Below are 13,110 nucleotides of genomic sequence, written 5' to 3'. Positions count from 1 at the left end.
GCTTTTGAAAGTAAGGCTTCTTACCACGGGTGGTCAGCGATTCGCTACCAGATGTGCGCCGAACAGCATGTAGCACCCACCGGCAAAGCGGTCGAGCCATTTACGCGAACGGCTGTAGAGGTTGGCCATGCGCGCGCTGGAAAACACCAGGGCCACGCTGGAGTACCAACTGAACGACAAGGTCGCCATGGTGATCACCGCCAGGGTCAGCAGCATCGGAGACGGTGACGGCGGCATGGTGGATGCGAAGATGGTCGCGACGAACAGTGCAGCCTTGGGGTTCGACAGGTTGCCCAACAAGCCCAGGCGCCAGGCGGAAAATAACGAACGCCGGGGTTCGTCCGGCAACAGGCTCTGGCCCATGGCCGGAGCCGAGCGCTTGAACAGTTTCAACCCGAGGTAGATCAGGTAGCAGCCGCCGATGATCTTGAACGCCAGGTACAGCATCGGCGCGGCGGTAAACAGCGACTTGATGCCCAGGCCACCCGCCAACCCCCACATGATCGTCCCGGTGGCCACACCTGCCGAGGCCACCACGCCATGGCGGCGCGAACAGCTGGCGGCCAGCTGCGCCGTGTTGAAGAAGTTGGGGCCGGGCGTGACCACTGCCACCGTCCACAGCAGGGCCAGCGAGACCAGCGGTGCCACGTAGGCGGGGTTGAGAACATCCATGGGAGCAACTCCATCAGCACAGGGCACGAACCGCGATCATAGGCCTCGCCTGCCCCCTGCACAATCGTACAAGACCCCGGCAGACAAGGGACGCAGACTGGGTTAACGTGTTTCCACCTCTTTTTGTGACAAGTCACCATGGGTAAACCCACCCCCACTCTCGACTGGCTGCACCGCGCCCCGCACGCCAGCGGCCTGGACCGTATCGAGGCGTACTTTGCCGGCTTCGCGTTCGACCCGCATCGCCATGACACCTACGCCATCGGCCGTACCTTGTTCGGCGTGCAGAGTTTTCATTATCGCGGCGACATGATCCACAGCCTGCCCGGCACGACCATGGTGCTTCACCCCGATGAGACCCACGACGGCCACGCCGGCAGTGACGAAGGCTTCAAGTACCGGATGATTTATGTAGAGCCGTCGCTGATCCAACAGATCCTCGGCGGCAAGCCGTTGCCGTTTATCCCCAACGGTTTATCCACCGACCCAAGGCTGTTCCGCGCCAGCGAAGTGTTATTGCAAAACCTGGATAACCCTATCGACCCGTTGCAGGAACAGGACGCGATGTTCGATCTGGCCCACGCGCTGAGTAACGCCTCCGGCGCCATTATCAGCCGCAAAACCTTCGATTACGTGGCCGCCGAGCGCGCCCGCGAATTTATCCACAGCGCCCTGGGCCGCAGCATCACGCTGGATGAAATCGCCGATCACGCCGGGCGCGATCGCTGGGCCTTGTCGCGGGATTTCCGTTTGCTGTTCGGCACCAGCCCCTACCGTTACCTGACCATGCGCCGGCTGGATCTGGTGCGTCACTTGCTGGCCCAGGGCCAATCATTGGTGGATGCGGCGATGACCGCCGGCTTCACCGACCAGAGCCATATGACCCGGCAATTTCGCAGCACCTACGGCATGCCGCCATCGCGTTGGGTGAAGATGCTCGGGCGCTGACCCTGGGATTGAAATGCAATCAAAATGTGGGAGGGGGCTTGCCCCCGATGAGGGCGTTGACAGTAATGCATCGGTGACTGACCCACCGCCATCGGGGGCAAGCCCCCTCCCACATTGACAACTCAACTCGACAGCTGGTTGGCAAACTGCCCGACCGCGCTGACCACTTTCTGCGCGCCATCCTGGATTTCCACGATCACCGTGCCGGCTTCAGCCGCCAGGGCCAAGCCTTGTTCGGCTTGCAGGCGGCCGTCGGTCATCAGGGTGACCGCATCACGGGCCATGTCCTGGTTCTGACGCACCACCCCCACAATCTCCTCGGTGGCCTTGCTGGTACGTGATGCCAGTTGCCGCACCTCATCGGCCACCACCGCAAACCCTCGACCCTGCTCACCCGCTCGCGCCGCCTCGATGGCTGCGTTGAGTGCCAGTAGGTTGGTCTGTTCGGCGATGCCACTGATGGTCTTGACGATGCTGCCGATCACTTGGGACTGGGCATTCAGTGCTTCGATGCCGTCGCCGGCCTGTTGCATGTGCTGGGCCAGGTCGCGCATCACATCGACCGCCTGGCTCACCACCGTGGTGCCGCGCTTGGCACTGTCGTCGGTGTGCAGGGAGGTGCTGTAGGCAATGTTGGCGGCCTCGGCAACCGCCTGCTCACGAGTGACCTGGTCGGTGATCACCGTGGCGAACTTGACCACTTTGTAAAGGCGGTCATTGGCATCCAGCACCGGGTTGTAGGTTGCTTCCAGCCACACCACACGGCCATGGCTGTCCACGCGCTTGAAGCGCGCCGCGACAAACTCGCCCGCGTTCAAACGGTTCCAGAACTGCTGGTACTCGGCGCTGTTGTACTCCTGCGGTTCGCAGAACATGCGGTGATGTTTGCCCTGGATCTGCGCCAGGCTGTATCCCATGCCGCTGAGGAAGAGGTCGTTGGCGGTGAGCACATGGCCCTCAAGGTCAAACTCGATCACCGCCGTGGAACGCACCAGCGCGGTGATCAGGTTTTCGTGCTCGCGCGAGGCCTCGATGGTGCGGGTCAGGTCGCTGGAATACATCGAAAAATGTTTGATGCGCCCATCTGAGCTGCGTACGGGTTGCACGATCGAACGCAGCCACGCTTCCTTGCCGTTACCCCGCATCAGGCGCACGGCACCGGCGAAGTGTTCGCCACGCACCAGTGCGTTCTTGAAACGCAGTTGAAATTCGTCCTGGCGCACATGGGCGGGCACCAGGTCTTCGATGGGGCGTCCCAACAGGTTGCCCGACGAGTATGAAAGTTCCTGCAGGAAGTTGGCATTCGCCCACTCCACCCGGCCGTCTGCGTCCAGCGTCAGGCACAGCATTTCGCTTTCCAAGCTCTCCTTGACCTGTTGCAAGCTGGACAATTCTTCGCGAAGAGCCGACAGCTCCTGCTTCAAACGGGTGTTGAACATGGGGCACCGATGGTCATTAGGGGAGAGGGACCTGACCTGCATCGGCGCTGCCGGCGTTTTCTGAAGAGCCGTTCCAGGCTGCGCCCCATTGTTTTTCCAGAGCCATTAACTGCCGTTGTTTCGGCACACGCCCATCACTTGGTATTCCAGGGTATTGAGCTTGCCGTTGGAGTCTTCATAGGTCATCCGCGACGGTACAGCGTTACACGAGCGGATCGGCGGCGTCACGTTGACCACCTTGGCAATGTCCAACTCCAGGCCATAGCGATACGCCTGCACCTCGGGCGCCGGCTTGCCCTGTTTCGCGGCGTAGGCGGCCATGGCTTGTTCGTTGCGCTCCATCATCAGGGCGAAGGTACGGTCACCGCCGCCTTCGGCCAGCGCACCGAATGACAGAACGGCAATGAATACACCCAGGGCAGTTTTATAAAAGTTCATCACAGGTTCCTCGACTGAAAGTTCAGTGCCGAGATTAACCAGCGAACCCTGACGCCATGTTCACTGGAACATTACTTATCTGTTAGGTGGCCGCAAGTTTCCAGAATTGTAATGTCCGCGCCACGCAGCCGTTATCTTCGGTTTGCAACTATCAGCCCGGGCCAGATCAATAAGAACGCCCACCTCCATAAGAAGCTGATAACTGCCAACACCGAGGAGCTGAACATGCGTATCCGTTACGTCACACTTCCCCTTTCACTGTGTGCGGCCTTGCCCCTGGCAGCCGTGGCCGTGGAAGACACACCCGAAGGCTTTATCGAAGGCAGCAGCGTGAACGTGCTGGCGCGTAACTTTTACTTCAACCGCGATGATCGCAAGGGCCAGTCCAGCCCCACCGGCAATGGCTATTCCGAAGCCTGGGCCCAGGGCCTGATCGGCAAGTTCGAATCGGGCTTCACCCAAGGTACCGTAGGGTTCGGCCTGGACGCCTTTGCCATGGTCGGCGTAAAGCTCGACTCGGGCACCGGCCGCAGCGGTGGCAAGGGGTCGTTCGGCGTCCTGCCGGTGGACAGCAGCAACCACCCCGAGGACAACTACAGCAAAGTCGGCGGCGCCGCGAAACTGCGCGTGCTGGATACCGTGATCAAGGCCGGTGACGTATTCCCGCTGACCCCGGTGGTGGCCTACGGCGATTCGCGTGTATTGCCCGAGAGTTTTCGCGGTGTGACCTTGCAGAACACCAGCCTCGAAGGCTTGAGCGTGCAAGGTGGGCGCCTGAGTGGCATGAGCCAGCCCAACGAGAGCGGCATGAACAAAGGTTTCGCGACGTTTTATGCCGGCCCGGTCGACTCGCCCTGGATCGGCTATTTCGGCGGCGATTACCAACTCAACAAGCATCTGAGCGTCAGCCTGTACAGCAGCCGCCTGAAAGACGCCTGGGACCAGTACTACGTCGGCAGCGCCGCCAGTTACCCACTCAATGACGACGTCTCGCTGTTTGGCGACGTCAACTATTACAAGGCGGTGGATGAAGGCAAAAAGCTGCTCGGGCAATTCGACAACAACATCTGGAGCGCCCGCCTCGGGGTGAAGGTTGGCGCCCATAGCCTGGCCGTGTCGCACCAGCGCAACAACGGCGATGACGACTTCGATTACCTGCGCCAGTCGGACTCGATCTTCCTCAACAACTCGATCCAGTACAGCGATTTCAACTCGCCCAAGGAGCGCTCGTGGATGGTGCGCTACGACCTGGACATGCAGGCCTTCGGCATTCCCGGCCTGTCATTCATGACCCGTTACGGCAAGGGCACCGACGCCGACTACAGCAACGCCAACGCGGTGTATATGCGCCGCGATGGCGCCGGCAACCCGCTGACCGACCAACGTCGCTGGGAGCGGGATATCGAAGCCAAGTATGTGGTGCAAAGCGGCAATTTGAAGGATCTGTCGCTGCGACTTCGCCAGGCCACCGTGCGCTCAAGTTCGTTTGAATCCGACTTGGAAGAAGTCCGGGTGATTGTCGAATATCCCTTGGCGGTGCTCTAAGACACCCGCTTACATTAACTTGCCGATGCCCTACATCTGTTCACAAGTTGAAGTCTGTCAGAACTGTAATATCGGCCTCACCTTCCCGTTAAGTTGCACTTTTTATACTGCACATCGAACACATCTCATCTCTGCGGCTTTTGTGTAGCTCCTTTGGAACAGAGATGAATTTTTACGCCCCAGCCGGGGCGTTTTTTTTGTGTGCCGGTTCAGTGACGAATCGTCGCACCGGCCTGACGCGGCTTGACCCTAAAGTTACTTCAGGCTTCAGAGTTTTCCTACGCCCATTCAAGCCTCTATGAGGTCATCTCCTTTCGTTTCACTTGAAGGTAAATCCCCATGCGTATCCTTGTGGTTGAGGACGAGCAGAAAACCGCCGACTACCTGCAGCAAGGCTTGACCGAAAGTGGTTATGTCGTCGACTGTGCCGCCAGCGGCATCGATGGTCTGCACCTGGCCAGGCAGAACACCTATGAACTGGTGATCCTCGACGTCAACCTGCCCAACACTGACGGTTGGGAGGTACTGGAACAACTACGCCGCGACGGCAATCAACGCGTGATGATGTTGACCGCGCGTGGCCGGCTGGCCGACAAGATCAAGGGCCTGGACATGGGCGCCGACGATTACCTGGTCAAGCCCTTCGAGTTTCCCGAACTGCTGGCCCGCGTGCGCACCTTGCTACGGCGCAGCGAACATATTCCGTTGCCCGACGTGCTGCGTGTCGCGGACCTGGAACTCGACCCGCGTCGGCATCGCGCCTATCGCGGCAGCCGGCGCATCGACCTGACCACCAAGGAGTTCGCCCTGCTGCACGTGTTGATGCGCCAGGCCGGTGAGGTGATGACCCGCACGCAGATCATTTCCCTGGTCTGGGACATGAATTTCGACTGCGACACCAACGTAGTGGAAGTCTCCATCAGCCGCCTGCGTGGCAAGGTCGATGACCAGAGTGAGGTCAAGCTGATCCATACCATTCGCGGCGTCGGCTATGTGCTGGAGGCGCGCCCATGAGGACCAGCAGCCTGTCGATGCGCCTGGGCCTGACGGTCAGCCTGATGGGCGCCGGCCTGGTCGTGCTGTTGGCGACCCTGGCCTACCTGGCCTTGACCCACGAACTGGAGAAACTTGCGCGCAGGGGGCTGGAAAACAAGCTGGAGCAGCTGGAGCACAGCCTGCGCCAGGGCCTCAACCTCGACGACATCAGCGCCCGCCCCCATTCGCTGCTGGACCTGATCATGGGCCACGACAACATCTACCTGACCATCATGGGCACCGGAGCCGATGCGCCGGTCTTGCTGAGCGTCGGTGCCAAGCCCCAGCAGCCGCTGTTGCTCGACGTACCCGCCGGCAAGGCCCTGGCCTACCTGAACTGGGTGGACGACCGTGGCAACCGTATCCTCAGTGCCACCCGCCTGCTGCCATTGCACAGCGGGGAAAACGTGCGTGTGTTGCTGTCACTGGATCGCTCCGATGACGAGGCGTTGCTCAGTGCCTACCTGCGCTCCACGGTGATCGCCCTGCCGCTGCTGCTGATCCTGATCGGCATGGGCGCCTGGTGGCTGGTGCAACGCGGGCTCGCCCCATTGCAGCAGTTCAGCCGCGTGGCGGCCAAGGTCAGCACCCAGGACCTGACCCATCGCCTGAGCCTGGACAACCTCCCCAAGGAGCTGGGTGAGTTGGCCCAGGGTATCAATTTCATGCTGCATCGCCTGGATGACGGTGTACGGCAGTTGTCGCAGTTCTCCGACGACCTGGCCCACGAACTGCGTGCGCCGTTGACCAACCTGATGGGCAAGGCCCAGGTCACGTTGTCCCGCGACCGCCCCTTGGAGGAGTACAAGGCCGGGCTGGAATCCTGCACCGAGGAAATGGAGCGCCTGTCGCGCATCGTCTCCGACATGCTGTTTCTCGCCCAGGTCAGCCACCCAGCGGCGCGGGCCGGGTTTAGCCCGGTCTCGTTGGGCGAGGAAGCGCAACGGGTGATGGAGCTGTTCGCCCTGAGTGCCGAAGACAAGCACCTGACCCTGAACCTGCGCGGCGACGCCTGGGTCATGGGGGATCGCCTGATGATTCAGCGAGCCATTTCCAATTTGCTGTCCAATGCCATTCGCCATACGCCCGAAGGCTCCAGCGTGTTGCTGCTGGTGGAGACCTACGACCAGAGCGTGTCGTTGTCGGTGGGCAACCCGGGGCGCGGCATCGAAGCGCACCACTTGCCGCACCTGTTCGAACGCTTCTACCGCGCCGACAGCAGCCGTACCCGCGCCGAAGGTGGCACCGGGCTGGGGCTGGCCATTGTGCAGTCGATCATGCACCTGCATCAGGGGCACGCCGACGTCAGCAGCCAGCCCGGGCGCTTCACGCGGTTCAACCTGGTGTTTCCCCAGCACCTGAAAACAGCGCAGGTCTAGAGTGGGAGGGGGCTTGCCCCCGATAACAGTGTGTCAGCTGACACCTGTATCAACTGACCCACCGCCATCGGGGGCAAGCCCCCTCCCACATGGTTTTGCGGTGTTTTTAAAGAAGTCAGGCAGCCTCCTCTTCACGGCGATGTGCCCACTGGTACAACGCCGGCAACACCAGCAAGGTCAGCAACGTAGAGGAGATAATCCCGCCGATCACCACCGTCGCCAACGGTCGCTGCACCTCGGCGCCGGTGCCAGTGGCCAGGGCCATGGGGATAAACCCGAGGGACGCCACCAGCGCCGTCATCAAGACCGGACGCAGGCGGGTCAACGCCCCCTCATTGATCGCCATTGACAACGAACGTCCTTCCTCACGCAGGTTGCGGATAAACGCGATCATTACCAGGCCGTTGAGCACCGCCACCCCGGACAACGCGATAAACCCCACCCCCGCCGAGATCGACAGTGGAATATCCCGCAACCACAGGGCCATGATCCCACCGGTCAATGCGAACGGAATTCCGGTAAACACCAACAACCCGTCCTTAAGGTTGTTGAACATCATGAACAACAAGCCGAACACCAACAGCAACGCCACCGGCACCACGATGCGCAAGCGCTCGGAGGCTTCCTTCAACTGCTCGAACTGGCCGCCCCAGGTGGTCCAGTAGCCCGCCGGTACTTTGACCTGGGCGCTGATGGCCGCCTCGGCCTCGTCCACGAACGAGCCGATATCCCGCCCACGCACGTTGGCGCTGACGATCACCAGGCGCTTGCCGTTCTCGCGGCTGATCTGGTTGGGGCCGAGCACCAGGTCCAGGCTGGCGACCTGGGACAAGGCGATAAAGCCCAATTGCGCGGACGCGCTACCCGCCAACGCAGGCACCGGGATCAGCAGCCGCGACAAGCCGTCGATATCGGTGCGCAGCGCATCGGACAAACGCACGACCATGTCGAAACGGCGGTCACCTTCGTACAGCGTGCCGGCCTGGCGCCCACCGACGGCGACCGCAATGGTGTCCTGCACATCCCCGACGTTCAGGCCAAAACGTGCGGCTTTGTCGCGGTCGATATTGATGGTCAGCACGGGCAGGCCGGAGGTTTGCTCCACCTTCACCTCCGAGGCGCCGCCAAGCCTTTGCAAGGTCTCGGCGATTTCCCCGGCGGTGGCGTTGAGCACCGCCATATCATCGCCAAACACCTTCACCGCCACGTCGCTGCGCACCCCGGAAATCAACTCGTTGAAGCGCAGTTGAATCGGTTGCGACAACTCGTACGCACTGCCTGGCACGATTGCACTGGCGCGCTGGATATCGGCGATCAGGGCATCCCGCGACTTCTTCGGATCAGGCCACTGATCCTTGGGCTTGAGCATTACGTAACTGTCGGAAATATTCGGTGGCATGGGGTCCGAGGCAATCTCGGCAGTGCCGGTGCGGGCAAACACCCGCTCGATTTCCGGCACCTGGGCCATCAAGGTTTTTTCCAACTGCTGCTGCATCTGCACCGATTGCGTCAGGCTGGTACCGGGCACGCGCAGGGCCTGTTGGGCGAAGTCGCCCTCGCTGAGGCTGGGGATAAATTCACTGCCCATGCGGCTGGCCACCACCCCTGATGCAACGATGGTCAACACCGCCAGGCCGAACACCAGTGGCCGGTGTGCCATCACCCAATCGAGCACCGGCGCATAGGCGCGGCGCGCACTGCGCATCACCAGGTTTTCTTCCTCCTTGACCTTGCCGGTGACGAACAACGCAATCGCCGCCGGCACGAAGGTCACCGACAGAATCATCGCGCCAAGCAGGGCGATCACCACGGTGAAGGCCATGGGATGGAACATCTTCCCGGCGACACCGGTGAGGGCGAAGATCGGCAGGTACACCACCATGATGATCAGTTGCCCGAAAATCAGGGCGCGGCGGGCTTCCTTGGCCGCGGCGAAGACTTCGTGCAGGCGCTCGCTGCGCGTCAACAGGCGGCCGTGCCGTTGCTGGGCATGGGCGAGGCGGCGGATGGCGTTCTCGACGATCACCACTGCACCGTCGACGATAATGCCGAAGTCCAGCGCGCCGAGGCTCATCAGGTTGGCGCTGACTTTGTTGGTGAACATCCCGGTAAAGGTGAACAGCATCGCCAGGGGAATCACCATCGCGGTAATCAACGCCGCGCGGATATTGCCGAGGAACAGGAACAGCACCGCGACCACCAGCAGCGCGCCTTCGAAGAGGTTTTTCTTCACGGTGGCGATAGCTTTTTCGACTAGGTTGGTGCGGTCGTAGACCGTGACGGCTACCACGCCTTCGGGCAGCGAACGGTTGATTTGCTCCAGCCTCGACGCCACCGCCTGGGACACGGTGCGACTGTTTTCGCCGATCAGCATGAACACCGTGCCCAACACCACCTCACGGCCGTTTTCCGTGGCGGCGCCGGTACGCAGCTCACGGCCGATCTCAACCTGGGCCACATTGCGCACACGAATCGGCGTGCCATCGGCCGTGGTGATCACGATGTTGGCGATGTCATCGATGGACGCGACTTGCCCCGGTGCGCGGATCAGCAACTGTTCGCCACTGCGCTCGATATAGCCGGCGCCGACGTTGGCATTGTTGCGCTCCAGCGCCGTGACCAGATCACTCAAGGTCAGGTTGTAGGCGGCCAGACGCTTGGGGTCGGGGGCAATCTGGTACTCCTTGGCGAAGCCGCCGATGGTGTTGATCTCGGCCACGCCCGGCACGTTGCGCAGTTGCGGCTTGATGATCCAGTCCTGGATCACCCGCAGGTCGGTCGGGGTGTAGGGCGTGCCGTCGTCCTTGCGTGCGCCCTCTTCGGCTTCCACGGTCCACAGGAAAATTTCCCCGAGCCCGGTGGAAATCGGCCCCATCGCCGTTTCGATGCCGGTGGGCAACTGCTCACGGGCCACTTGCAGACGCTCATTGACCAGTTGGCGAGCGAAGAACAGGTCGGTGCCGTCCTTGAAGATCACCGTTACCTGGGACAACCCGGCGCGCGACAGCGAACGGGTCTGCTGCAAGCCGGGCAAACCGGCCATGGCGGTTTCGATGGGAAAGGTGATGCGCTGCTCGGTTTCCAGCGGCGAAAACCCCGCGGCCGCGGAGTTGATCTGCACTTGCACATTGGTGATGTCGGGCACCGCGTCGATGGGCAGTTTCTGATAGCTGGCGATGCCGACACCGGCCATCAACAGCACCGCCAGCAGCACGATGATGCGCTGCTCGATGGCGAATTGGATAAGGCGCTCAAACATGAGAAATCACTCGCAGGATCAATGGGCGTGTTCGGCCGAGCCTTTGCCCAGTTCGGACTTGAGGATGAAGCTGCCGACGGTGGCCACTTGCGCCCCGGCGTCGAGGCCCTGGCGTACCTCGACGTAGCCGTTTTCGCTGATACCCAGTTCCAGATGGCGGGTGACGAAACCGTCTGCGGTGCGCACAAACACCGAGGGCTTGTCCTCGACGGTCTGGATCGCGGCTTGCGGTACGGTGACCTTGGCCGGGTAGGTATCCGTGGCAACTTGCACGGTCACAAACAGCCCAGGGCGCCAGGCATCATCGGGGTTGGGCACGCTCACGCGTACGGTGGCGGTGCGTGTCTGTTCACCCAGCAGGTTGCCCACGTAGGCCACGGTGCCGAGTACTTCGGTGCCCATTTCCGTGGAGCTGACCTTCACCGGCTTGCCGACGCGCACGTTGTTCAAGTCCTTGGGAAACACGCCGAACGTGACCCACACCTGGGACAGGTCCGAGAGGGTGAAGGCGTTGCTGGTCTCGCTGACCACCTCACCGACGCCAAGGTGTTTTTCCACTACCACGCCCGCAAAAGGCGCGCGCAGCTCATAACGATTGCCGCCCACCAGCACGGCGCTACCGCTGAGAGCAGTCATCTTCTGCCGCGCGTTATTCAGGGCAATTTCGGCTTCTTGCAGGGTCTGGCGCGCCAGCAGGTAATCTTGCTCGGCGGAGATTTTGTCCTGCCACAGTTGGCGTTCGCGCTGGAAGGTGGTGCGCGCCAGTTCGACCCGGCGCTCGCTGGCCGCCAGCTCGCTGCGCTGATCAGAAATCTGTTGGCTGGCGATCACCGCCAGCAACTCGCCCTTCTTCACCGCCTGGCCAAGGTTGACCTTCACCGCCTCCACCACGCCGGCCGCGCGGGGCACGATATGCGAGGTGCGGTCTTCGTCGAAACGCACCTCCCCCGGCAATGACAACAGCGTGCTGATCGGCCGGGGTTGGGCCTGGGCCAGTTGAATACCGGCGGCTTCGATTTGCTGCGCGGTGAGCGCCAACGTGCCCTCTTCCTCCTCGGCGCTTGCAAAGCTGGACAGCATCAGGCCAAGGATGACAGCAAGCGCCGCGCCGTGTGTTTTGTTCATAGCAGACTCCAGGAAAAATCAGAACCGGGCGAGGTCGCCGTAAATCCGTTCGATACGTACCCAGGCCTCGGTGGCCTGGGCGGTCGCCGTGAGGTATTGGGTGCGCGCGGCGATCAAGGTGCGCTGGGCGTCGAGCACGTCGAGGAAGTTGAACTTGCCCATCTCGAAGCCGCGGGTGGCAGCGTCCACCGCGCTCTGGGCGGCGGGCAGGATCTGCTGGTTGAACGCGCGCACTTCGGTATTAGCGGTTTGCCACTGGTCCAGGGCCTGGCGGGTTTCGGTGCGCAGGCGCAGTTCGGCGGCGTTGCGCTGGTCACGGGCCTGGTCGGCGCGGCGCGTGGCGGCGAGCACGTTGCCCTGGTTGCGGTTGAACAACGGGATCGGCATTGACACCCCCACCAGGTTCACCCGCTCGCGCGCGCTGGCGTCGTATTGGCTGCCGATGGACACATCAAGATCGGGAATACGCTGGGCTTTTTCCAGGCCAATGCTGGCTTCGCCCTGCAGGATCTGCAGTTCGGCCAGGCGCAGTTCAGCGGTCTGTTCAAGGCGCGCCAGCAAGTGCGCGGCGGACGGCAATGGCGGTGTGGCAGGGCCTTGGGTGGCGACGGCCTGGAAGTCGGTCGCCGCACTCCCGGTGCTGGCGGCGAGGCGGCGATAGGCGTCGGTCAGGCCCATCTGCGCGCGGTTGAATTCAAGGCGGATCTCCGACAACTGCACCTGGGCGCGAGTGGCCTCCACCGGCGACGACTTGCCGGCGGCGACGCGACCGTTGGCGACCACCAGGCCGCGTTCGGCCAAGGCCAGCGAGCGTTGCGCCAGGTCGAGGCGTTCCTGGGCGCGCAGGGCGCCGTAGTAACCCTCGATGACATCGGCGCGCAACCCATTGCGGCGCTGTTCCAGGCTCAGCGCGGCGGCGTCCTGGGCGCGGGTGGCCACATCGATGCGCGCACCGCGTTTACCGCCCAGTTCCAGGGTCTGGCTGAGTTTGACGCTGGTGGTGCGGGTACTGCGGCGAGTGTCCTCGGCATCCCAGGATGCCACGGGGTTGGGGATCAGGCCGGCTTGTTGGCGAGCGCCCTCGGCAATCCCGATTTCCCAGCGCGCGGCGGCCAGTTCCGGGTTGTTGGCGAAGGCCGTTTGCAGCGCGGAGTCGAGGGTCAGGGTCTGTGCACCGACCCCTTGCGCCGTCGCCAGAAACAGGACGAGCGAGCACAGTAATGTTCTTGCACCAGTTGGCATAACGAAAGTTCCAGGCCCATGAATGGCG

At 62.2% G+C, this 13,110-nt stretch carries 10 protein-coding genes; 4 read left to right on the top strand and 6 right to left on the bottom strand.

The features are described from left to right. Positions 1-33 precede the first annotated feature (33 nt). On the bottom strand, positions 34-672 hold the full coding sequence (locus P2T68_RS04965) for a LysE family transporter (RefSeq protein WP_024073237.1): 639 nt from the start codon (positions 670-672) through the stop codon (positions 34-36). Between the two features lie 138 nt (positions 673-810). Between P2T68_RS04965 and P2T68_RS04960 the strand changes: the two genes are divergently transcribed. Further along, positions 811-1,620 (top strand): AraC family transcriptional regulator, encoded by an 810-nt coding sequence (locus P2T68_RS04960; protein ID WP_024073236.1) that lies wholly within the window; start codon positions 811-813, stop codon positions 1,618-1,620. A 122-nt stretch (positions 1,621-1,742) separates the two neighbouring features. On the opposite strand, the gene P2T68_RS04955 is transcribed toward P2T68_RS04960, so the two are convergent. Further along, positions 1,743-3,059: a PAS domain-containing methyl-accepting chemotaxis protein gene (locus P2T68_RS04955; RefSeq protein ID WP_277379115.1), complete on the bottom strand. Its 1,317-nt coding sequence runs from the start codon at positions 3,057-3,059 to the stop codon at positions 1,743-1,745. A gap of 105 nt (positions 3,060-3,164) precedes the next feature. Beyond that, on the bottom strand, positions 3,165-3,497 hold the full coding sequence (locus P2T68_RS04950; protein ID WP_102624504.1) for a DUF2790 domain-containing protein: 333 nt from the start codon (positions 3,495-3,497) through the stop codon (positions 3,165-3,167). A 225-nt stretch (positions 3,498-3,722) separates the two neighbouring features. On the opposite strand from P2T68_RS04950, the gene P2T68_RS04945 reads away from it, so the two are divergent. The 3 genes from P2T68_RS04945 (at position 3,723) to P2T68_RS04935 (ending at position 7,456) form a co-directional block, all read left to right on the top strand. Then, entirely contained in the window at positions 3,723-5,042 is a 1,320-nt protein-coding gene (locus tag P2T68_RS04945) for an OprD family porin (RefSeq protein ID WP_024073233.1), read from the top strand. Positions 5,043-5,381: 339 nt separating this feature from the next. Next, the gene (locus P2T68_RS04940) at positions 5,382-6,056 is read left to right on the top strand and encodes a heavy metal response regulator transcription factor (RefSeq protein ID WP_024073232.1); all 675 of its coding nucleotides are present in this window, start codon (positions 5,382-5,384) and stop codon (positions 6,054-6,056) included. After that, positions 6,053-7,456, top strand: coding sequence for a heavy metal sensor histidine kinase (locus P2T68_RS04935; RefSeq protein ID WP_102624505.1), 1,404 nt, complete (start codon positions 6,053-6,055; stop codon positions 7,454-7,456). Before P2T68_RS04940 ends, P2T68_RS04935 begins: the two co-directional genes overlap by 4 nt. 115 nt (positions 7,457-7,571) lie before the next feature. Here the strand turns inward: P2T68_RS04935 and P2T68_RS04930 are convergent, their stop codons facing one another. The 3 genes from P2T68_RS04930 to P2T68_RS04920 are packed head-to-tail and all read right to left on the bottom strand — an operon-like array spanning position 7,572 to position 13,082. Beyond that, on the bottom strand, positions 7,572-10,715 hold the full coding sequence (locus P2T68_RS04930; RefSeq protein WP_024073230.1) for a CusA/CzcA family heavy metal efflux RND transporter: 3,144 nt from the start codon (positions 10,713-10,715) through the stop codon (positions 7,572-7,574). Between the two features lie 18 nt (positions 10,716-10,733). Continuing rightward, positions 10,734-11,840 carry an efflux RND transporter periplasmic adaptor subunit gene (locus tag P2T68_RS04925; protein ID WP_277379114.1) on the bottom strand — a complete coding sequence of 369 codons (1,107 nt, stop codon included), beginning with the start codon at positions 11,838-11,840 and terminating at the stop codon, positions 10,734-10,736. An 18-nt stretch (positions 11,841-11,858) separates the two neighbouring features. Next, positions 11,859-13,082 carry a TolC family protein gene (locus P2T68_RS04920; RefSeq protein WP_277379113.1) on the bottom strand — a complete coding sequence of 408 codons (1,224 nt, stop codon included), beginning with the start codon at positions 13,080-13,082 and terminating at the stop codon, positions 11,859-11,861. Between the last annotated feature and the right edge of the window lie 28 nt (positions 13,083-13,110).

Origin of the sequence: Pseudomonas sp. G11 (assembly GCF_029457515.1) — a bacterium.
Taxonomy (GTDB): Bacteria; Pseudomonadota; Gammaproteobacteria; order Pseudomonadales; family Pseudomonadaceae; genus Aquipseudomonas; species Aquipseudomonas gorinensis.
This window is presented reverse-complemented; position numbering and strand designations above follow the sequence as displayed.